This window comes from Paenibacillus xerothermodurans, from assembly GCF_002220865.2.
Classification (GTDB): Bacteria; Bacillota; Bacilli; order Paenibacillales; family NBRC-103111; genus Paenibacillus_S; species Paenibacillus_S xerothermodurans.
The window spans coordinates 93,819-116,096 of the sequence record NZ_NHRJ02000008.1 but is presented as its reverse complement, the minus strand read 5'-3'; the positions used below and the strand labels follow the sequence as shown (position 1 = coordinate 116,096).

At 44.3% G+C, this 22,278-nt stretch carries 20 protein-coding genes and 2 pseudogenes; 5 read left to right on the top strand and 17 right to left on the bottom strand.

Translation table 11 applies throughout. The features are described 5' to 3' along the window. Position 1: 1 nt before the first annotated feature. Positions 2-2,080 carry a hydantoinase/oxoprolinase family protein gene (locus tag CBW46_RS14285; protein ID WP_089200680.1) on the bottom strand — a complete coding sequence of 693 codons (2,079 nt, stop codon included), beginning with the start codon at positions 2,078-2,080 and terminating at the stop codon, positions 2-4. 303 nt (positions 2,081-2,383) lie between these two features. On the opposite strand from CBW46_RS14285, the gene CBW46_RS14280 reads away from it, so the two are divergent. Further along, the gene (locus CBW46_RS14280; protein ID WP_165842320.1) at positions 2,384-4,306 is read left to right on the top strand and encodes a GAF domain-containing protein; all 1,923 of its coding nucleotides are present in this window, start codon (positions 2,384-2,386) and stop codon (positions 4,304-4,306) included. Between the two features lie 185 nt (positions 4,307-4,491). Here the strand turns inward: CBW46_RS14280 and CBW46_RS14275 are convergent. From CBW46_RS14275 to CBW46_RS14235, 8 genes and pseudogenes are all read right to left on the bottom strand, one after another. Further along, positions 4,492-5,626 (bottom strand): IS3 family transposase gene (locus CBW46_RS14275; protein WP_481353865.1). Its coding sequence is split into 2 segments (ribosomal slippage): positions 4,492-5,368 and positions 5,367-5,626, totalling 1,137 coding nucleotides; the frame shifts between segments, so codons are not numbered across the junction. A 55-nt stretch (positions 5,627-5,681) separates the two neighbouring features. Further along, positions 5,682-5,873: pseudogene (locus CBW46_RS14270) on the bottom strand (zeta toxin family protein); the annotation flags it as partial. Continuing rightward, positions 5,866-6,042 carry a hypothetical protein gene (locus CBW46_RS14265; RefSeq protein ID WP_207802290.1) on the bottom strand — a complete coding sequence of 59 codons (177 nt, stop codon included), beginning with the start codon at positions 6,040-6,042 and terminating at the stop codon, positions 5,866-5,868. The pseudogene CBW46_RS14270 and the gene CBW46_RS14265, both read right to left, overlap by 8 nt. Positions 6,043-6,457: 415 nt before the next feature. Further along, positions 6,458-7,130: pseudogene (locus tag CBW46_RS14260) on the bottom strand (HAD family hydrolase). A 150-nt stretch (positions 7,131-7,280) separates the two neighbouring features. Next, positions 7,281-7,475: a phosphotransferase family protein gene (locus CBW46_RS22335; RefSeq protein ID WP_089200676.1), complete on the bottom strand. Its 195-nt coding sequence runs from the start codon at positions 7,473-7,475 to the stop codon at positions 7,281-7,283. A 563-nt stretch (positions 7,476-8,038) separates the two neighbouring features. Beyond that, positions 8,039-9,316: a DUF4365 domain-containing protein gene (locus tag CBW46_RS14245; RefSeq protein ID WP_089200674.1), complete on the bottom strand. Its 1,278-nt coding sequence runs from the start codon at positions 9,314-9,316 to the stop codon at positions 8,039-8,041. Positions 9,317-9,408: 92 nt separating this feature from the next. Further along, entirely contained in the window at positions 9,409-11,127 is a 1,719-nt protein-coding gene (locus tag CBW46_RS14240) for a hypothetical protein (RefSeq protein ID WP_089200673.1), read from the bottom strand. Between the two features lie 44 nt (positions 11,128-11,171). Then, positions 11,172-12,293: a dsDNA nuclease domain-containing protein gene (locus tag CBW46_RS14235; RefSeq protein ID WP_165842319.1), complete on the bottom strand. Its 1,122-nt coding sequence runs from the start codon at positions 12,291-12,293 to the stop codon at positions 11,172-11,174. Positions 12,294-12,916: 623 nt separating this feature from the next. Here CBW46_RS14235 and CBW46_RS14230 point away from each other — a divergent pair. The 4 genes from CBW46_RS14230 (at position 12,917) to CBW46_RS14220 (ending at position 16,691) form a co-directional block, all read left to right on the top strand. Then, positions 12,917-13,507, top strand: a complete 591-nt coding sequence (locus CBW46_RS14230) for a helix-turn-helix domain-containing protein (protein WP_165842318.1) — start codon at positions 12,917-12,919, stop codon at positions 13,505-13,507. A 377-nt stretch (positions 13,508-13,884) separates the two neighbouring features. After that, positions 13,885-14,706: a tyrosine-type recombinase/integrase gene (locus tag CBW46_RS14225; RefSeq protein WP_089200670.1), complete on the top strand. Its 822-nt coding sequence runs from the start codon at positions 13,885-13,887 to the stop codon at positions 14,704-14,706. Between the two features lie 294 nt (positions 14,707-15,000). Then, on the top strand, positions 15,001-15,159 hold the full coding sequence (locus tag CBW46_RS21350) for a hypothetical protein (protein ID WP_165842317.1): 159 nt from the start codon (positions 15,001-15,003) through the stop codon (positions 15,157-15,159). Beyond that, positions 15,156-16,691 (top strand): recombinase family protein, encoded by a 1,536-nt coding sequence (locus CBW46_RS14220; protein WP_089200669.1) that lies wholly within the window; start codon positions 15,156-15,158, stop codon positions 16,689-16,691. The genes CBW46_RS21350 and CBW46_RS14220 overlap by 4 nt, the downstream gene beginning before the upstream one ends. Positions 16,692-16,698: 7 nt before the next feature. Here CBW46_RS14220 and rlmD read toward each other — a convergent pair whose 3' ends face one another. From rlmD to CBW46_RS14190, 8 genes are all read right to left on the bottom strand, one after another. Then, positions 16,699-18,414, bottom strand: coding sequence for a 23S rRNA (uracil(1939)-C(5))-methyltransferase RlmD (gene rlmD, locus CBW46_RS14215; protein ID WP_089200668.1), 1,716 nt, complete (start codon positions 18,412-18,414; stop codon positions 16,699-16,701). After that, positions 18,378-18,665: a hypothetical protein gene (locus CBW46_RS21515; protein WP_133253992.1), complete on the bottom strand. Its 288-nt coding sequence runs from the start codon at positions 18,663-18,665 to the stop codon at positions 18,378-18,380. Before CBW46_RS21515 ends, rlmD begins: the two co-directional genes overlap by 37 nt. A gap of 81 nt (positions 18,666-18,746) precedes the next feature. Beyond that, positions 18,747-18,917, bottom strand: coding sequence for a hypothetical protein (locus CBW46_RS21510; RefSeq protein ID WP_207802289.1), 171 nt, complete (start codon positions 18,915-18,917; stop codon positions 18,747-18,749). A 48-nt stretch (positions 18,918-18,965) separates the two neighbouring features. After that, positions 18,966-19,142 (bottom strand): hypothetical protein, encoded by a 177-nt coding sequence (locus CBW46_RS14205; RefSeq protein WP_165842315.1) that lies wholly within the window; start codon positions 19,140-19,142, stop codon positions 18,966-18,968. A 92-nt stretch (positions 19,143-19,234) separates the two neighbouring features. Further along, positions 19,235-20,215: a diacylglycerol kinase gene (locus tag CBW46_RS14200; protein WP_089200665.1), complete on the bottom strand. Its 981-nt coding sequence runs from the start codon at positions 20,213-20,215 to the stop codon at positions 19,235-19,237. A gap of 42 nt (positions 20,216-20,257) precedes the next feature. After that, positions 20,258-21,019, bottom strand: a complete 762-nt coding sequence (locus tag CBW46_RS14195; RefSeq protein ID WP_089200664.1) for a sirohydrochlorin chelatase — start codon at positions 21,017-21,019, stop codon at positions 20,258-20,260. 423 nt (positions 21,020-21,442) lie between these two features. After that, on the bottom strand, positions 21,443-21,820 hold the full coding sequence (locus CBW46_RS21505; RefSeq protein ID WP_207802288.1) for a hypothetical protein: 378 nt from the start codon (positions 21,818-21,820) through the stop codon (positions 21,443-21,445). Continuing rightward, positions 21,780-22,070, bottom strand: coding sequence for a YerC/YecD family TrpR-related protein (locus CBW46_RS14190; protein WP_089200663.1), 291 nt, complete (start codon positions 22,068-22,070; stop codon positions 21,780-21,782). The genes CBW46_RS21505 and CBW46_RS14190 overlap by 41 nt, the downstream gene beginning before the upstream one ends. Positions 22,071-22,278: the final 208 nt, after the last annotated feature.

Genomic DNA, 22,278 nt, shown 5'->3' with positions numbered 1-22,278 from the left:
ATTACACCCCCACCTTGATTACAATGTTACCGGCTTGCTCCAATACAACCTCGCAGTGCGGCGGAATGATCGTCGTTGTGTCCTTTTGCAATATGACACAAGGTCCCTCGAACTGGACGCCAACCGGCAGGAAATCTCTGTGATAGAAATTTGTTTCGACTCGCTGCAATTGTCCGCCGGTTCGGAAGATCGATTTTTCAGTTTTAACCAAAGCCTCGCTTAACGCAGCCGCGGTACCAACTTGCGGACGGCCGATTTTAGGCATAGCCCCAACGCCCGTTAGTCGCAAATTTACAATTTCAATCAGACTGTCCTCGAAGGCGTGCCCATACTCCCTTTCGTGGAATACATGGAAACTACGCCAAACATTTTCGATATTTTCCGAATTCAACGCTTCATCAGGCAAAGCTACGCGAAGCTCATATCCCTGACCGACATAGCGGCAGTCAAAGTATTTGCGAATCTCCACTTCATCTTCTGAAAATCCGGCCAATGCAAGCTGTGTCTGTAACTGGGACTCCAGCTTGGCTACAGCATTGTTCACCAACCCAAGCGCAATCGAAGAACTCAACATAAATAGCGTCTGTGTCGCATCGTACTTAAGATCTGTCGTAAGCAGCCCCGTGGCCGAGGTGATCCCCGGGTGAGGCGGAATAATTACTTCCGGCACGCCTAAAATCTTGGCAACTTCCACAGCATGCATCGGACCCGCGCCACCCAAACCAAGCAGACTGAAATTACGAGGATCATAGCCTTTTTGTACCGTCTTGGCACGAATTGCGTTCGCCATGTTGTTGTTCACAATGGTCAACATTCCTTCTGCTGCCTCCGCTGCATCCAACCCCAGCTGATCCGCCAACTCCTGTATCGCCCGAGACGCATTGTCGGGGAATATGTCCATCTCGCCACCGAGAAAATTGTCCGGGTCAAGATGTCCCAATGCAACATGAGCATCCGTTACGGTTGGCTGTTCCCCTCCTCGTCCGTAGCATGCAGGACCGGGGTAAGAGCCCGCGCTGCGCGGCCCGACGTGAAATGCACCGCCAGAGTCAACATGTGCGATACTGCCGCCGCCTGCTCCGATGGTATGGATATCGATCATTGGAATTTGCACCGGAAAACCCGCAATCCAAGTGTCCCTTGCCGAAGATTCACCGAATCCGTCCTCAGTAATAATCGCAATATCGGCACTCGTTCCGCCGACGTCAAACGTGATTAACTTCTTTCGGTTGGACAAGCTGCCGGCCCATTGACCTCCCAACACCCCGGCCGCCGGACCTGAGAGCAGCGTTAACACAGGCTTTTCCGACACGGTGTGAGCGGTAGCTACACCTCCGTTGGACGACATAATATGGAGATCACACGTGATATCAGCGCTCTGTAACCTCTGCTCCAAATTACTTACGTAGGCTTGCACTTTAGGTCCGACAAAGCCATTTAGCGCAGCTGTCGTAAACCGCTCAAATTCGCGGAATTGAGGTGAAATACTGGCGGATGTTGTAACATAGAGTTCCGGAAATTCCGCACGGATAATCTCTGCAATCCTCTCTTCATGCTCAGGATTCAAATACGAGAAGAGCAGGCCGACAACAACAGACTCTATACCATCTTGCTTAAAAGAATGGAGCACCTCCCGCACCTGATCCTCATCGAGAGGCACCAGCACCCGGGCTTGCCCTTCTACAGGCACTAGACGCTCTCTGACCGTCTTACGGTGTCTTCGTTCAACCAGCGGACGATCCTGCCAAGGAATCTCCTGCTGAATCGAATAATTCTGCGGCCGCTGGTGGCGGCCGATATGAATAATATCCCGGTACCCTTCGGTAGTTATCATTCCTGTCTTAGCGCCATCGTGCTCCAAAATGGCATTTGTAGCAATTGTGGTGCCATGAAATACATGATCCAAAGATGCCGGCTCAATGCCGTATCTTTCGCAAATTTCTTGCACTCCCGTTACCATTCCGACAGATGGGTCTTCCTTGGTAGTAGGCACCTTATGTATATAAGAACTGCCTGCTTCAGTGTCGGTGAAAATAATATCGGTGAACGTCCCCCCAACATCGATCCCTATTAACTTCATTCATACTCCTCCTTTTGCTGTGGATTAATGCACAGTGCCTAAAAACGATCCCGATGAATCAGTGTTATAAAACATGCCACCAAAGGAATGAAAAACTAATATAGAGAATTATAGTATAGAAACAGTTTGAAATGTTTGCGATTTCACACAAAATGAGGAACAATAATTCGTGATAATCCAAAACATCACATGACCTATTTTTCAATATTTGGTAACATGTTAAGTAATCATACATTTGAAAAAACAACAACCTGCGCAGATGACGCCAAGAATGAAACAAACTTTCGAAAGTGGGTGAATTTGATGTCTGAACATGGGAAACCTGCCGTGTCCCCGAATTCTGAGGAGCGGTCGACCCAAAATGAATTGCTGATCGACGCAGCCCAATACTTCACATCAAGTCTTTCACTTGATGAGGTCATCACTCGGATTTTGGATCGTGCTCTGGGTGTGATCGAGGCGGCGGATGCGGGCGTATTGTTTATCTTCGATAAAAGACAAGGGTGTTTAAAACCGATGGCATGCGCAGGGTTTTTGTGGGATAAGATGCGGCATCTTGCCTTATTGCCGGGGGAATCTATGACGGGTATAACCTTTCAAAACAAAAGCCCTAAGATTTTCGAAAGCTCGAATACCGTCCTTAGAAACACCTCGTCGATGTCCCCGTCTAACAAAATTTTATATGACCAATCGTTGGAACCATTCAGAACAACCATAGGCAAACATTTTAAAATCCAAAGTGTGATGTGTGCTCCTCTTCTTATCAAAGGCGAATGCATAGGTGTCATGACGATCGACAATTTTACACGCAGCTCTTTCAACGAAAACGACTTGAATCTGCTTATCACATTGTCCAGCTTGGCTGCAATCGCATTGGAAAATGCGCGATTATATGCGGACGAGAAAGGCAAAAAGGAACAGCTGGAAAAGCTGAATGCCGTGATTCAGTCACAGAACCAGCAGCTCTCTCGAATCAACCAGACCCATGATCGATTGATGAAGCTGTTGCTCAGCGGTAGATCGACGCATGAATTTGGTCAAGCTGTCTTCCAGACACTGGAGAATCCCATTGTGGTGTATGACAACTTGTTGAGTGTGTTGACGCAGCACCTCTCCTCAGAGCTTACCTTCGATATGCACTCACCTCCTTTTATCGCGGGTTTACAAACCGTTATAAAAAAGAGAAGCTCAATTCGAATAAAGGCTGACGGCCGCCCTTACACGCCAAACTCTGTCATGCTGTTCCCTATCGTAGCTGCAAATGAAATTTTCGGGGTGCTGACTGTCATAGAAGGCAACAGAAAATTGAGTGATCAGGATGTGGTCTTAGCGGAGCAGTGCTGCCTTGTTTTGGCGTTAGACCTGCTGCAAAGAGAAGCTGTCTATGAAACCGAGCAGCGTGTGAAGGGTGAGTTTCTGGATGAACTTATGTCGGAGAAAAACATTCGGACGTTCCGCCAACAGGCAAAAGCACTTGGTTTAAGTGCGGATGATTCCTTTGTATTCATGGTGTCTGAGATTGAGTCCGACACGAACTGGGATCATGCCGCTGCTTCGAAGGCCGCACACCGCCGCTTTCAACAAACGATTGAGACAGAGTTATTAAGCCTCAATCCCTACAGTTTGGTGATTCGCAGGCTGAATGCGTTTGTCATCATTTTGTCTGTATCTAAAGAGCTAAGTGATGCCATAGCGCTGCAAAGAAGCAGGAGCATTGCACACAAAATAAACCACGTTTTGAAGCAGCGCCATCCGGGGATAAACTGCTACATAGGGATCGGCAGGGTTTGCCGAAATCTCGACGGCTTTGTGCAATCCTATTGGGATGCGAAACAATGCGTGAGCCTCAGTAAAAGCAAAAAAGAAATAAATACGGTGAAGGATTATGTAGAAATGGGAGCGGTTCAATTTATATTAGATCAACCGAAGGATGCTCTGCTTCAATTTGCATATGGGCTTCTCCAGCCTCTCTTGGACTGTCCGCCTCATAAAAGAACTGAATTATTAAAAGCGTTAGATGCGTTTATTTTGTCCGGAAAACGTTATAAGGAAGCGGCCGCCGCTCTAAAAATCCACCCGAACACACTCGCTTATCGAATAAAACGGGTCGAGAAGATTCTTGGCTGCAGCATCGATCAGTATTCGGTATTTTTCGACCTGCAATATGCCTGGCAGGTGCTGGAGACATTGGATCTGAAGAACAATTTGCTCGAGAACAGGGAATAACATGCCTCCGTTAACTAACACATGTCAGATTGCTCTGGCCACATGACTCCTTTCACAGCCCACTCCGCCGCTGTCATTGCTCATGACAACCAGGCGGAGTTGCTGCGGCAAACCTCTCCTCTGTAATGCTCCCCAATGTCAAGACACGATTTTTTGAAAAATAAGTTATGTCCTCCTTCCATCGATTAGGATGCGATTTGCTTGATCTCGTGAGCGTAGAATTGAGCAGGCCTTGCTTCGCCGAGGGACTGGTGGGGGCGTTCCTCATTGTAAAATTGGACATAGCGAGCTATCCCTTGACGCAGCACTCGAGGGTCTTCGAATTCGTTTATGTAGATGCATTCGTACTTGAGTGAGCGGAAAAATCGCTCGGTCCTGCTGTTGTCGGTCGCCCGGCCTTTGCCGTCCATGGAAACCTTGATGCCTTCCTTTTCGAGGAGTTCAAGGTAAGCGCTATTGGTAAAGTGCGAGCCTTGGTCGCTGTTCATGATTTCCGGCTTGCAGCGACTGATTGCTCGTTTGAGGCACCGGAGCACAAAGCCCTTCTCAAGCGTGCTGGACAGCTCATCATCCATGACCTTGCGGCTATGCCAGTCGATGATGAGGCACAAGTACATAAACCCTTTGCCCATCCGGAGATAGGTGATGTCGATCCCCCAGACCTGATTCGGTCGATCAATTGTCAGGCCGCGCAGCAGGTAGGGGCGCGTATAGGTGGCGTGCAACCGCTTGCTCAGGTTCGGCTTCGGATACACGGCCTCGAGCCCCATGATCCGCATCAAACGGCGTATGCGCTTGCGGTTGACCTCAAAGCCCTGATCGCGGAGGATTCTCGTCATGCGCCGGTAGCCGTAGAAGGGGTACTTCATGTGGATCTCGTCGATCCGGTGCATCAGCCGGACATTCTCTTCGCTCTCGCGCTGCTCTTTGGCAGGGCGGTAGACGCTGGTCCGATTCACGCTCAGCAGCGCCGCCTGGCGTTTGACGGTGATATCCGGGTTGACTTGTTCCACCATCGCTTTGCGTGTTTCAAGCGATTCATTTGAGGCCAGATTTTTTTTTGAGCCAGTCGACCTCAACCGTAAGTTGACCAAGACGCTCTTGCTTGGCTTCGTATTCCTTTCTCACTTTGTCGGCTTCGCTCGCTTTTTTCTCGAACACGGTCGAAGCGCGCTCCAGAAACTCCGCTTTCCACCGGCTGATCATCACCGGACTGAGTTCATATTTGGCCGCAATCTCATTGACGGTCTGCTCCTCGCGGAGCACCTCCAGCACAACCTTCGTTTTGAATTCTGAGGGGTATCGGTTTCGTTTTTCCATGGTCTCATTATAACTTATTTATCACGCTCCCGTGTCTCAACCTATGGGAGCATTATAATTTAATCGCTTCTTTTCCTGCAGATACTTTTCTACTCTCAGGATAAAGTGAATCTATACTCCTCGCCAATGCATCGGGATCGATATTAACGCTTATGCCAAGCCGATCAACAATAAGGTTTCTTATGGTGCTTTTCCCACTTCCATTATTCCCAGCAAAAACGTACATAATCGGAGACAGCTCATGCATGAGGGGAATCCTGTCCGGTAACTGGGATAACCTGACCATCATGGTATTCCTTAATGATCTGGCCTTCTGCATTCTTATACACAATGTATGTTTCGTTCGCCTTAGCATCTAGCTTAGCGCGATCACCAGTAAGCTTAATAAGCTTTTGAAGATCTTTGATTTGATCCATAAGTCTCACCATCCCAGTTGCTAAGTACCAGCATTTTAATTTAATTATAACACAAAAAAATCCGAGCGATTACTGCACTGATCGTTCGGATTCTTTTCTTTGGGACTGTAAGCGTGTATCCAAAATGTGCCTAGTTTTGGGCTCTTTGCGGATGATTTCCGCTGATTTCGGCTGATTATATGTAGTGTTCGCACCATGTTTGCACCAATGGCTACAACATGAGTAAAAACCACTGCTGTATCACTAATTTTATCATACTGTTGCCTTGGAAAAAACCAGTATTAATAAGACTTTTCAGCATCTGTTTCATTTCGTACAAGCAGCGCGACCGACTCCACATGTCCGGGTTGCGTAAAATAGACAAGCTTGATGTGGCAGTATTCGCGACTCCCTACATCAGTCATTCGTGCCGCTACTAAGAGACAGATTGAATTTGATTAACAATCTGCTCTAGTTCGAGTAAATCATCAATAATAAAATCTGCTTCCACAGGGGAATCCCAAAAAGGGTCTTTTTTCCAAACACCCCTCATCCCAATGTTTCGGGAGGCTTGGACATCGTTAATCGGATGGTCTCCAACGTAAATACTCGCTGTTGGTTTTACCCCACGCCTTTCTAGTGCTCGCATAAAAATTTGTGAGTCCGGTTTCTTAATTCCTTCTTGTTCAGAGATAAGAATCGTTGTGAAATACTTTTCAATACCAAGGGCTTTAATGTTGCTGTACTGTAATGCTGTGTGGCCATTTGTGATCATGCCGAGTAGAATTTTATCATTTTGAAGATGCTCTAGTAATTTCACCATATTAGGGAACGGCATACAGTTATGATTAAATCCAGTTACGTAATCATCAAGCAATTGTTCCCATGTAATTCCTTTGATTTCAAACTCGTCAATCAATTGGCGATAAACTTTACCTTTCCATATAACCACGAGAATCCAACTCCACGAACCTTGCCTGAAAGTCTCCCTTGGGAATATGACCTAAAAAAGTATTCAGCCGATGATGCTGATCATCAATGAATCCCTTCAACGAAGCATCCCTATCCAATAAAGTTCCATCCAGATCAAAAAGTATGGCTTTAATCATTTCATCACACTCCTATTGCTTAGAAAAAGGCGAAAAGACCATCTGCAAGATATTCGTACTCTTAATCGGTGGCAAATTGTATCACGATAACCATAAGAAAGCACTATGATCTTTAGTTTATCGGAAAATATTGGGTTTTTGGACCTGTAGCTAAGATACATCATAACGAGGGTCTCCGTAGACTCCGCCGCTCCAATCAATAATGCCTGATATTCTACCTTCATACACCAAGACATCATCAATGGTACAATCACCATGAATTAACGTTGGCTCAAAATCAGTAGGCTTCTTATCTCGTATTTTTTCTAGTAATGTCGGAGTACCATCAATCTTATAGTGCTGCAAATTATACTCAGTTGTTTGAGCGTATTAGCGAGCCATGTTCCGCCGCTCTTAAGATCATCAGGACAAGGCGTTGAGTGGAGTTCGCGTAAACTCTGAAAAGTTAAAAAGGGAAATTAGTAAATTGGACACTGAACTCGTTCAGCTCACGAGGAAATGGACTTGCGGCGATATTGATAAAGAGATGTTCAATGCTTGTTCCGTGGCGGTTAAGACTGGACAAGCCCTAGAGGAACGAGCGGCGGGACTGCAAACGGATATCGCCCACGAACATGATACAGACTCGAGTGTATCAACGTGTAAGGCGGAATTATTCAACTCGCCACGCTAGACGCAAGCAACGAAGAAATCCTTCGAAATATGATTCACAAGATGATTAACCGTGCAGACGTTTACGAAGACTGTTCAATCCAATCCAATTCAGCTTCCAAAAATCCACTTAAAAAGGGGGACGTAGCCTAATTAGGCTCGCCCCTCCATTCGATCAATGATACGCACTCCACATGTGACGAGTTGATAGGGAGTACAGGAAATAATGGAATGGCATTTGCTCACATTATAAATATCTAGATTATCCTTTCTACTTCATGTTCTATTATTGCTAATTGTAATGCGAATTTCTTAATGTACTGTGAATTTAAATAGTACTCGTTTCCTTGCTTCTGTTCTATTGCTATTGCAAGGTTGTCTAAATCTGTTAGAACATCGTATAGAGTTCTATTAAGCTTTCTACATTCGTAAGGAGGCAAAATATTACTCATTAAAAGGAAATACCTTCTATAGTCGCTTCTCTTTGCATTGATATGATTATAAAAATTACCTTTGCCTTCATTATTAAAAAGTTTAATTAACAAGTCTAATTCGTACTTGGCAAATGTCACAATTCCTCTAATTTTTTTCAAATAGTCAGTTTTTGAGGTGGAGTTTAGTAAAAGATAATCATGTAATGGTCTAAAATCATCCTCCCATTTGACTCTTATATTATGACTATCAATATATTGGTCAAACTCTTTTAAGAGAATTGGTTCATTTATGCCATTGTTATTTATCCATTCACTTTTACACATAGGCAATCCAAACTCGTATTGGATTAAGTCATCATAAAAATAAAGCCATATATACTCCGGTTTGCTAGCATCCATCCCTGTATCTAAGACTTTTCTGAAATAGTTATTATTCTTCACTTTTTCATTTACCTTCTTAACGAGTTCAACCAACGAATCCTTTGAGCTGGCAAACGAACGTTCAATATAAATTTTTGCGCTAATTCTTCTTTTCGTGCCAGTTGAATTATCCTTTTCCTCCAAAATAGTGAAGTAGTATTCACTAGTTTCTTGTTTCCTCCATTGCTGTAGTTCATTAACTCCCACTTTGGAGATGCTTTCTATCATATTATAGAATCTAGCATTCTCTTTTACTTCATTCGCAGTTGGGATTTTCACTCTTATTGTTGATGTGTTTTTTCGCCATTCTACACCATCACTATCTAACGCTTGGAAAATATACTTTTGTGTCCATAACCAATAGGCTTTTTTCTCCTCAACCCCGTATATAACTAAGATAACTGGAATATCACAAACATCACAAAAGTTTAAAAATTTCATTGGGCAGTCAAATATGACTGCTTCATCACTGTACTTTAGCTCATTTGTTGCTTTTAGTTGTACTTTAATAATTTTGGCGGTAGTTTCTCCCTCATCGGAAAAAATTTCAATTTCACCATCTATATCATTGTCTTTTTCTTGTGTTCTATATTTCCATCTATTACTAACAATTGTTTTCTCAAGGAAAACTTTTGATAAATATTCATACACTTGCTTTTCATCAAGTTTGGAACGTGCCAACTATAACTCATCCTTTCAAATTAACAAAATCTAAAGAAATATCTCAAAAAGTTATTCTCATAAAAAAATGAACAAAACCCTGAATGTACGTTTCAGGGCTGTGGCGCGGATTCTAACTTAGAAAGTTGCTCAAGACTTCTGTAAAGTTCGATATGACTTATATAATCCTTTTTAGTTAGAGTTTTTCTCTCTTCTAATAATCTAATAACATTGCTAGCCTGCTTTTCATATCCTGTTTCTCTTTCTGTACCAATAATAACTTGCCCACGCTTATCTAAGAGGTGACCAAGAATTTCATCAATACTTTTTAAGTTCTTCCAATCTTGACCTTGTTGATTTGGTGTATCTATAACCAAAAGATTAAAAGGGCTTACAATTCGGTTTAGATTATAAAGGTACAGGGCAACGTGGTAAGCATAAATAATCCTTGGCTTTTCACTCCCAGTCTTGGTTAATTCCTGTACAAAATCTTTTAGTTTTAAAGCCTTCAACGGTACATTAAGTTCATGCAAGATTTTTTCATATATTGCTTTAAAATTAGATATTATTTTTTTCCTTCTCTCCGATGAATTAAGCTCTTTTATGTTTTCTTCAATTAATTTTATATTACGTTCCTCATCTACTATTGATTTTATTATTTTATCTCTTTGAAACTTTCCCGTTAAAACAATTTCTTGTTTGCCTTCATTCCTAAAGGTATTCGCAATAGTGGCTGATTCTTTACTTCGTTCGATTTGTTTTTTTAGAAGGTTATATCTTTTATTTATTTGAATTTTTTCCTCTGATAATTCATTTATTTGAGATTCTAATTCCTTTAATTCAATTCTTATTTGTTTAATTAATTCGTTACCAGATTGAACATCTTTAACAATTTCCAACCTGTCTAACAAGGTATTATTATGGACTGTGCCACATGTAGGACAGATTATGTCATCTTCTTGTTTCATCGCATAGTCATGGTCTTTATTAAGCTCTTTGATATACATCTTAAGGGTAGCCAGTTGAAGGTTTTTTTCATATTGAACATTTTTAAATTCTGAAATGTTGTCTCCTAGTTTTATTTTTCTTCTTTCTAAATTATCAAGTTCCGAAAAAACAGACTTAATTTGACTATTATCTAAAGTATTACCGTCATCTTGAATATTCTCCTCTACATTAGTTTTTGTTTGGATAGCCTTTAGAAGTTCGCTGAAGTACTTAAGTTTCACATTAAATTCTTGGATAGTATTTTTAATTTTTAAAATGTTCTGCTTCTCTTTATAGTATTCTTCTCCTTGGTAACCTACTACATACTTATTCGTGTTTTCCTTCCAATTTCTAATGTATTTCATGTTCGTAAAACTTTCACCGATTTTGGACCATCCCAAATCCTGGTCTATGTATTGAAATCTAAATAATAAAGGAGTAGTAGCTGTAATCTCCCCGCCATGGTTTGTTAAACAGTCCATAGAAATATCAAACTCTCGCATTAAAACAGCACAAAACTCATGAAAATGGTCCGTCTCTGATAGTACTACAAATTGTGAGTCATTGACGATATTAAAGAGCTTCAATCTTTTCTTTTCCCGAATAACGCAATACTTTTTTTCGCCATAATCAAAGAACAAAATATATTTCTGTACAAGATTTTTCCAATCATCCTCAAAAACCAATTCGCAACCTAAGGAATAAAACATACTCTTAATCAAAGATGATTTACCAGTTTTATTTTCACCAATTATTAAATTTAGCCCGTCAAGTAAGCTAATCTCTCTTGACGACTCTTCCACATCACTTATCACTATCAGTTTTTTTATCAGTAACCTTTTCATTTTTCTCCCCTTCTTGTAAGAGCCTTAACTTTCTAATTAGCCTTTTATATTGTTGTGTTTTCCGATACAAGTCTTTCATAGAAAATAGCCTCCACAATGGGGATATTAAAGTCAGTGTTATCTTTGATAATGGTTTCACATTGTTTTCTTATTTTATCTAATAAATAAGAAGTATCGTCAATTCTAGAGTAGTATTTCGTTAGAACCTCATCAATTACCCCTACAATTTGATAAGTTATATCCTGATACAGCAGCTTATTAATGTCTAACATTCTTAATTTATGTTCTTTTAATTCCCGCAGAAGTAATCTTCTTTTCGGCAAGGATAGTCCATTATCAGTTAGAAATTCTTCTAGTTCTTTAAAATAGCTTTGGGAGGAAATCTTTTTTACACTTGATTGCAAAGCGGAAAAAACCTCTGATGAAATACCTTTTTTTTCGACTAACTTATTGTAGCTTATTGGAACTTCAATTTTTGTTTTGCTCTTCTTTCTTACATCCTCAATAATGTCTTTCAAAATTTTATTACTATTTGAAGTGTAGAATTCATCATTTTCAAGCATTCTAAAAAATTCGCCCGCTACAACTTTTTCGTAATTTTCAAGGGGGAGGTCTCCATCATAGATATATGTTTCCTGTACGAATTTATCAAATACACCATCAAATTCGTTTGGGTTAATATTATTAAATTCATTTCTAATTAGATTTTTAATTTTTGAGTAAAGAGCATTGTCAGTTGTCTTTAGCTGCTTACCATCTTCAATAATTGATTGCCACTTTCTTATTTCAGCATCCATTCCAATATTGGATACGAAATGACATTTACTACATTCTGCTTCAAATTTCATAAAATTATAAAATAGAAAACCTAAAAAGCTATTTTTTACGACACCACTACTTTTAGTTGTTGTTTTTGTAAGATGAGGTAATGTCCATTTATTATATTTAGCAGTCGTTTTTATTTGAAAAAATTCTGCACAATTTGGGTTTTGTATGTCAGAAACTTTAGTCATATCATCATGAAATTCACAAAACACAAGAAACTGAGATTTTTTCTTAAATTCAATTATCATATGGTATACAATCCAGTGAGCCTGATAATCGAATCTATTAAAACTGTTAGACCCAGCTTGTTCTCTTAGTTCCGAAGCTAGTATATTCTGCAATTTAATCCCTCCCGGTAGGAGCAGTTTCTTATTACATATATTCTTCTACAATATTTTACAAATATCCTTCCAAGTAACGTTCTAATATAAAAGTTCTCCATGCTGGATACTTATATTCATATCTCATTTTTGCATCTATCTACGAAAATTGGCTCGACCATAACAGGCGGGGCGGGAATAAGAGCATGTTACGAATAGACTAATATAAGCACATACATAGCTATGCCCCAAAGAACTTAAATGCTTTAAAAAGTTACCTAATTTAGGTGAACTTTAATGCAAGTTATATCTCACTTTATCCAGTTACCTCCGTTACAGCTTCTCATTTCCTTAGCTTCCCTTTGCCCTGGCTTTTCAAATTGGAACATTCCTTACCAATAGTTTGAGCATCTCTATCACTGTCTTACGCGCTATGCACACAACGTGTGCCCTCCTTTAACTGAAGAGGGGTCGCAACTAAACAGCAACATGAAGCGACCACTAATAGTGTAAGAACTTTATAAAAAACCTGAAAACTTTCAAGGGGGAATATTCATTGGACACCAATTGTAACGACAAGCAAAGCCTAAATAAGTAGAATGCAAGAAACCTTAAAGAGAAGAAAATTAAAGGAGTTGATAATCATGGCGGACGAACAGGAATGGATTAACTACAGGCTTATCGAGATGGCAACTAAATATGATTACGGTGAGGGTAAATCATATTTACCTATACCCCATGTATTGCGAAAATGTTCAAAGCTAAGTAGTACGGAAAAGGACGTGCTTTATCATCTCTTATATTCAATGAATGATAAAAAGTATTGCTTCCCAGCTTATGGAACAATAGCGGCGGAATTATTTATTGGTGTAAGTACTGTCGTTAGGGCAATTGATAAATTAGAACAAATGTATTTTATAAAGAAAGAAGAGTTTATTGGTTCTTCTAATCGATATTACATTGATATGTTAGAGGATAATCCGTATCTCATTTTATCGGGCTATACCTCCCATTTTAAGAGGTCTTTTCAACCAATCGGAGTAGCTAAGGGATTATGTAAAAACAAGGTGATTAAGCAAGTTAATAAGTTTGTAGAGAAAGAAGACTATGACGTATTTGCCCACAGATTCTATAGTGGTGAGGATACGGAAATAGTATTAATCCAATTCTTAGAGCAGCTAAGAAAATATGTCGAGGAAAACACGAATATAAAGATTCGACCAATTGGAGTGTAGCGATAATTGCTACACTTTTCTTTTTATGTCTACCTGCCTTATTCAGAACGAATACCCCCCAATTTAGAATGACACCTCCCTCCTTCAATTATAGGTGACCCCTATCCACATTGAGCAGTCCTGACTATTCAATTTGAGTAACTAAATAAAGAAAGTATTTAGAGAAAAGACTATAGAGAAAGTAACGGAGATAAAGCAGTAAAAGCGGCTTCCCCCAGCGGGGAAAGCCATATTAATTGCATAGAATTATTGCGTAGAATTAAAATTCTATGCTATATTTATACTATAAAGTGTCTTACAGGAGTACGAAAACGGCAAGTTAACTACTCAAAAAAATTGCGTAGAATTAATTAAGTGGATTTTATGGGAGGAATACTATGCTAAAGCAATTCATTGCAGAAGGTCTACTGGGTAAAAGTGAATTAACAGTTAAAACGTATAATCACGCTTTAGAACAATTCGCCATTTGGCTAGACGGTTCAGGTGCTAACCTAGAGAATTTCAGCCGTTCAGACGTTCAGCAATACGTTACATATATGGTAAGTAAAAAGAAAACCGCTGCTACCATAAACAAGGTGTTTAATGCTATAAAGAAATATTGTAAATGGGCAAAGAAGTCCGATTGTATAGAGGACATTTACATTATCAAACCAACCGAATACAAGCAAACCGCCCCGAAGGCTTTAGACAGAATCGAACGTAATCAATTAGTACGGAATATTGACAGGAGCGGAAACAAGCGTAATTATGCTATTACTTTGACGCTCCTTTACACTGGTTTACGTGTATCGGAACTTGTAGCCTTAGACAGGTCGGATGTTGAAATAAGCGACCGTAAAGGGATTTTGAAGGTCAGAACAGGTAAAGGTAATAAAGAGCGGGTTTTACCGCTTGAGGTTGAAGTACGGAGAGCTATTGAAAAGTACTTAGAGGAACGGTCAGACAATCAGGAAGCCCTCTTTATTAGCAATAGGGGAAAACGCATAAGTATTCGGAGTATTCAACACTTGCTAGAACAGCATGACATTCACGCCCACCAACTCCGTCACACTTTTATAACCGGACTTGTCAGAGCGAATCAGGACATATCTGTCATCCAATCATTAAGTGGACACAGTTCAGCTGATATGATTCTCCGTTACTCGAAACCAACAGAGGACGATAAAATAAGAGCCGTAGAAGGTCTTTATAAGGACTAATTTCATTGTGCCACTTCTTTAGGTGGCACTTTTCTTATGCCTTTTAGCCGCCTTAGAATGCGTCTATAAGGACTTCTAATCAGATTCTAACGTTAAGCCCCCACCCAGTGCCGAATGAAAGTCACAGCCTTCTCTGTCCGTGGTTAACCTTTGTTTTCCCCGTACCAAATTTTCCGAAATAGCGGTGTGCGCACATTTTTCCCATCTTAACCCTCCCTCTATTCATTCTCTTCTTTTCATTCGCACCTTCTCCCTTACATGGAGCGACCACTGATATTAGGGGGCGATGACACTATGAAAATCGAACGAACTTTTACAGGAACAGCTAACCTTGAAGACATTTTACTTTCTATTCTCAGTACCCAAATTGACAGTATAACCGCCAAAATGTACGATGAAGTTAGAGCAAATGCCATTCCTTCTAATACGGAAGGAGCGGCGAATAATTTATGAAATGCGCTATATATGCTAGAGTTAGTACGAAAAGAGAAGAACAACAGAACAGTTTGCAAAACCAAATTGCCTTGGCAGAAAGTATTGCTAGGGAACAAGGCTTCACAGTGGTCGGACGGTACATTGACAACGGAATAAGTGGTTCAGGAATGAAAAACCGTGCTGAAATATTGCGCTTACTGGATGATGCTAAAGAGAAAAAGTTTGACGTAATTATTGCAAAATCAGTCTCGCGTCTTGGACGAAATAGTCTCAATAGTATGCAAACAGCTGACATACTGGAAAGAATACCTGTTCGTCTCATTTTACCAGAGGATAATTACGATACTGAAACAAGCAAAAGTAGGTTCATGTTTAATTTAAAGGTAATTTTGTCAGAGGAAGAAAATTCTAAGTTTTCGGAAAGAATTAAGTTAGGATTGAAATCAAGTGCTGAACAGGGTAAACGTAGGGTGTCAGTATCACCTTACGGTTATACAGTCAATCCACTGACTAAAAATCTTGAGGTCGATGAAACCGCAGCCCCTATCTTAAAGGAGATTTTCTGGCTCTATTTACATGAAGGATGGGGCATGTTCAAAATCAGTAATTACCTCTCTCAAAAAGGTGTTCTTACCCCAAGGGCAACAACAGGAGCGGCTAATGCGGGAACGAAGTGGCAACAGAACTCCGTTAAACTTATCTTAAACAACCCTGTATATACAGGCAAACTTATATTCCATCGAGAAGAAACAACAGGTACTCTAGCTGATTCCGAACTTTACAAAATACGGCGCAAAATAGAAACTGACAAGCAAATTGTTATTGAGAACGCCCACCCTGCTCTCATTTCGGAAAATGATTTTATCGCTGTTCAAGAACTCATGAAGCGAAAAGGCAAGCACAAGAGCAACGGTAAGGAGAGTTTGTTTTCTTATATAGTTAAATGTCCTGATTGTGGAAGCGGGATGCACTTCAAACCTGACCGACGTAACGGGGCATATGTTTGCGGCGGCTATGTGAGGCATACTTCCACTTATTGTTCCTCCCATATCATCGAAGAACAGAAATTGCTTCAAGCCGTAAAAGATGATTTAAAAACCTTAATTAAAGACAACGTGAGGATAGAAAGACTTTACGGACTGGCAGATGAAAAAGCTAACGCCTTAAACTCGTCTAGTACTAAAGAGTTAAAACGTATTGACAAGCAGTTGGCTGAAATGGACTTACGCTTTGATAAGTTGTTAGGCCTTCATGCTGAAGGAGTTGTCACAACTGAGCAGTTCAAGCATCAAAACGAACGTATAGCCCTACAGCAACAAGACCTAGCAAATAAAAAGACTGAACTGCACTTATCCTTGAAAACAAGACAAGACCTCAATGGACAACTGCAAGTCTTTAGAAAAGAAGTAGAACGCTTTGCAAACCTTGATATTGATGGTGAACAAGTGATTAAGCAAGTTTTACAAAGGCTAATCCACAAAATTGAGGTGTTCGAGGGCGGAAAGATTAAGATACAATACAATCTTTCCAACCTTCTCCCCTCTAATTAGGTACAGTTTAATTAACTGTATCTTTTCTTTCAAGTCTTACCGTCACCTCCACATGAACGGTATGCGGAAACATATCCACCGGCTGCACCTCAACGGTCGCATAACCGCCGTCCTCCAGAACTCGAAGATCCCGGGCCAGTGTCGACGGATTACACGACACATACACCACACGCTCGGGCCGCATCTCAAGGATCGTACCGAGCAACGCTGTGTCGCAGCCTTTTCGCGGCGGGTCGACCACGATCACGTCAGGCGTAATGCCCTGGCGCTTCCACGCAGGGATAACTTCTTCTGCCGCGCCGACTTGAAACTCAACGTTACGCACGTCGTTGAGTAACGCATTCCTGCGAGCATCATCGATTGCTTCGCTCACGATCTCAACGCCGTACACTTGGCGCGCTCGCTGAGCCAAGAAAAGTGAAATCGTACCGATGCCGCAATAAGCGTCGATCACAGTTTCTTCACCAGTCAATCCGGCGTAGTCCAAGGCTTTACCGTATAATACCTCGGTTTGTACCGGATTCACTTGATAGAACGAGCGCGGCGAGATGGCGAAACGGATGTCACCGATTGTGTCGTAGATCACATCGTCGCCCCATAGCACCTTGGTTTTATCGCCAAAGATGACATTAGTCCTGGCTGTGTTAACATTCTGACAGATGCTCTTTAACTCTGGAATCTCGTCACGGAGCAGACCGATCAACTCATCCTTCCGCGGGATGTCAGCTCCATTGGTGATGAGCACGACCATAATATCCCCCGTGTTGAAGCCGTAACGGGCGACAACGTGGCGAAGCAAGCCCTTGTGTGTTTCTTCGTTGTAAGGCCGGATGCCCAGCTCGCGAGCGATACGTTTGACTGCGGCCACAACGCGGTCATTGTTTTCCTGTTGGATGAGGCACTCATCCATGTCGATGATGCGATGGCTCCCTTGTGTGTAGAAGCCGCCGACTAACCCAAGTTCTTCTGCACTGCTGTCATGCTGGCCGAGCATAGCTGCTCCTCCAGCGCCGGCTAGACCTATCGGTACCTGCGACTTATTGCGATATCTCCAAGGATCAGACATGCCAACTGTGGGATGTACAATGATACCCTCTCGTTGTTGGACTCTCGCACCGGCGGTGGCTGCATCTCTGCCTTCCGCCTGCACTACGTCCGTGGCCGCATCTGCTCCTCCACCTGACATTGCGAGACCCTCCGGTGTCCGAGCGCCTTGGTGTCCCGCGCGACTCTCTCTAGCCACCTTCAACTTCCCAATCCTCTCGAGGTTGTCCACCACAAGCTGTCGTTTGTGGCGCAATTGGGCTTCATAGCTCAAATGCTGCAGCTGGCAGCCGCCGCATTGCTCGAAGATCGGACAAGGCGCTGCGACGCGGTCAGGACTTTGCTGCAAAATCCGGATAAGCTTTGCGTAGCCGTACTGCTTCTTGAGCTTCATGACTTTGACCAAAGCCCGCTCACCAGGCATCGCGCCCTTAACAAAAAGGGTATAGCCGTTCACACGGCCTACCCCGTCGCCATCATGTGTTAAACCAATAATATCAGCTTCATATTCACCATTCTTCTCAACCGGCAAACCTTCTATTGCCTCCGAACGTTGTGCGCCTCTCCCACGGCTCCGGTTGGGTGCTCTATCTGCGGCGGTGGCGCGATCTGCATGTCGGCCTGATGCAGCTCGTTCAAAGTCTAAGTCTCGTCCACCCTGATTAGCGTAACCATCCATTGCATCACGCCCCCCACGACCAGCAGAGGTGGTAGTATCTTTTCCCGTAGCTCGTCCACCATTCGCAACGGATGAGGCGCCAGTTGCTCCTGCACGCCGTCCAACACGCCCGACGGCTGTGACTCCATTTGCTGCAGCACGTCCATACTGGCGGCCTTCTGTGCTCGTAGCTCGTCCACCACCAGCTGTAACTGATGTCGCCCCATCGGCTCCGGTACGTCGCCCATCATGCCTAGCGGATGCGGCTCCATCCACTGCTTGACGTGAACGCCGGTTGGTGGGCTTGACTGTTCCTGTTTCGCGACCGCGTCGGCCGACAGTTGCTGCTCCATCTACTGTCGCACCACGTCCACCACGCCCAGCAGACGCCGCTCCATCCACGCCCGCTCCACGTCCACTACGCCCAGCAGCCGCAGCTCCATCCACTGCCGCTCCACGTCCACCACGCCGAGCGGACGCCGCTCCATCCAGTGCCGCTCCACGCCCAGCAGACGCAGCTCCATCCACTACGGCTCCGCGTGTGCCACGCCCAGCGCCTGCAGCTCCATCCACTACCGCTCCTCGTCCACCTCGCCCAGCGGCCACCGCTCCATCCATCCCTGCTCTTCGTCCACCACGCCCAACAGCCGCAGCTCCGTCCATTCCCGCTCCTCGTCCACCACGCCCAGCAGACGCCGCTCCATCCAGTGCCGCTCCTCGTCCACCACGCTCGACAGATGCAGCTCCATCCGCTCCCGCGCCACGTCCGCCACGCCTACTGGCCGAGGCTCCGTCTAGTTGCGCCCCACGCTGCACGGGCGCGCCTCCCTTGCTTCGCTTCTTATTCTGGTTGCTCATATTCGTCCACTCCAGCTTTAGTTTTCCAAGGCAGCTTGATCTGCTGCAGCGGGTTTTGTTTGTATACCGATTGACCGCTTCCATCCACAAAAATGCGCAAATGTGAAGGAAGGTTCGTAAACACGCAAGGCAGGGTGCCGCCGAATTCGCCGTCCAGGTTGATCTGCACGTAGTCGGGCGAAGTCACCTGAATGCTGCGCGTTTGCAAGTAAACCACGTTGGGGTCTGTCAGATGCTCTCCCCTGAGTGCCAAAGAAACGACCCGTATGAATTCGGCGAGATTGCATTTTTTTAAAATAATGACATCAAACAATCCGTCACTCAGCGATGCGTCCGGCGCCAAACGTTCAAAGCCTCCGACCGAGTTGCTGTTCGCAATCAGGAACAACATCACTTCTTCATGAATATCTGCCTCGTCCGTTCGGATAAAAAGCTCGATCGGGCGCAGACGCGGCAGTTTCTCGATGCCTTTCATGTAATAGGCCATTTGGCCGATCATGGTTTTGAGCTTGCTCGGCACCTCGTAGGTCAGCTCAGTCATGGAGCCGCCGCCTGCGATGTTGATGAAGTAACGCTGGTTCATTTTACCAACGTCGATAACCCGTTCGTGCTGCTGCAGAATCACGTCCACCGCGGCCTCGCAGCTGCGAGGAATATTCAGCGCCCGGGCAAAATCGTTCGTTGTCCCGAGGGGGAGAATGCCAAGCGGCGGCCGGTACTCCTGTTCCGCCATGCCGTTGATCACTTCATACAGCGTACCGTCGCCGCCCGCCGCGATAATAATGTCAAAACCCCGCTCAATCGCATCAGCCGCGGCCAATGTGGCATCGCCTTCCCCAATCGTTGCATGGGTGGACGTTTCCACACCGCCCCGCTCCAGCCGCTGTAAAATCTCGGGCAGCCGCTTCTTCATTTCCTCTCTGCCAGAGGTTGGATTATATATTAGCCTTGCACGTTTATGCATTTTTCAATCACCCGTTCGCCGCGATTACCGCTTAATTTCTTTTCACCCAAAAAAAGGAGCCGTCTGCCGTTCCATCCACCGTGAAAGCAGCGGATGCGGAAGCAGCGCCTTCCCGTTATATCTATATGTGAAGCCTTCCAGCCTGGAAGGAATCACTTCGTTTGTGAAATACCCCTCGCTCAGAAACAGCGGAACCACCAAAACCGTATGCTCCGGTTTATGCTTGTTCCACCGGCGCATTTTGTCGCCGACCTGATCGGGCAGCAGCATCGCCGTATCGACCTCATCGAAGCCGCCCAAATCTTTTACCCGGCTGGCCAGCATCTCCAAACCTCCGCGCCACAATAGGTGGGAGCCCTCCTCCACACTGCCATGTCCGATCAGCAGCACAATCTCTTTGCCGGCATCGGCTGACAGCGGCTTCATCTTTTCGTACAAAATCTCCGCTATGACCGGATCATCATCTATCGGTGAGGTAAAATGAATCCGGGCTTTTATGTGAAAAGGAGTCAAATCCGTTGGAAGCTCTGGCTCTGGCTTCACACCGAGCGCGTAGCTGATTTCGTCGATATGCGTGCTCCCTGAGGAAATGAACAGCGGAATGACGATGATGTCCGTCACCCCAAGCGACTCCAGATGTGTAATTCCCTCCTGAATAAGTCGTCCCTCGACCAGCTCGAGAAAAGACGAGAATACCGGCACGCCGTCCGGCACCTGCATCGCCTCTACGGCCTCATCCACCAATTGAACCCATTCCATGCTGCGCGAACCGTGGCTTATGACTAATATGCCGTATTTAACCAACGACTAACCCTCTACCTTTCCGCGAAAAAAAGAAGGCGGTCTAAGCCTTCCCCTCGATTTTTCAACTTTTTCTAATTATAGCACAAGACAAGCCTCAGTCTAAGTCCCCTCGTGCATACATAATTTGTGGCATGAAAAAAGCTCTTCCCCGTCATTCGGTGGAACAGCGGCGGAAGAGGCAGTCTCTTTGTAAGCAAACGATCATCGGTATATAAGAGTAATGATAGCTAAAAGAAGTTTTATGGATGGCTGACAAAAAAAGAAATGCCGGCTGACGACCTCACAGCTCAAAGCGGCTGAGATATAAGTGCTCGGCTCCTGGGGAAGCTTCGCGCACCGTGCAAAAGTCCAGATGCAGCCTAAGCGCGTGCCATAGCGCTGTGACCAAGCCCGCCACGCCCCGCACCGGATCACGGCACTAGGTTAGAACTCTGATACGATCAGGGTCTCATCCCAACGGCGCCTCCACCTCAGCGTACCCCGACGCGTCCCCGCTGTCATACCCAGCATCATGCCGCCACCCGCAACCTGCCTATTTCGCAGTAGTGCGCCCGACGCGTCCCGCTGGCATACTCTAGCATCATGCCGCCACCCGCAGCCTAGCATCCTGATTGAACCTCTCCGCATGCACTCATACTGTGGTATCCGCGAGGCCGGTGCAGCGGCGATATTCTCTGCCGCGGGAGCCGTCACGCCGGTCTTGTCTGATCCCTGCATGCCGCCTTTTGCCGTGGCCGCCGAGACCGCTCCAACCGCTCCGTTATCGCCCGAGCCGTTCCAGCGCGAGCTTGTATCCATCATTACCATAGTTCAAGCAGCGTTTTACACGGGAAATCGTGGCTGTGCTGGCTCCAGTTTCGGCTTCGATTTGGTTATATGTGTTGCCTTTGCGCAGCATCCGGGCTACCTCCAGTCGCTGAGAGAGAGATTGGATCTCGTTCACCGTGCACAAATCGTCAAAAAACACGTAGCATTCCTCAATATCTTTAAGCGTCAAAACCGCTTCAAACAGCTGGTCGATCGCTTTGTCATTTAACTTTTTTAATTGCATAATTTCGTTCAACCCCTTGATGTTCTGTTTCACTGCTATGGATAGTATTCGACACGGTGAGCGCAAATCCTTCCTTTAGAATAGCAAAACGTTACTCTTTCTATGCGGTAGCGCGTTAAAATGTTGGAAACTGCCGAGACCCGTGACAGGAGTCCATACCAATCATTTGCCCAGCACATAAGCTACACCAGGTAATACGTCTAGAACC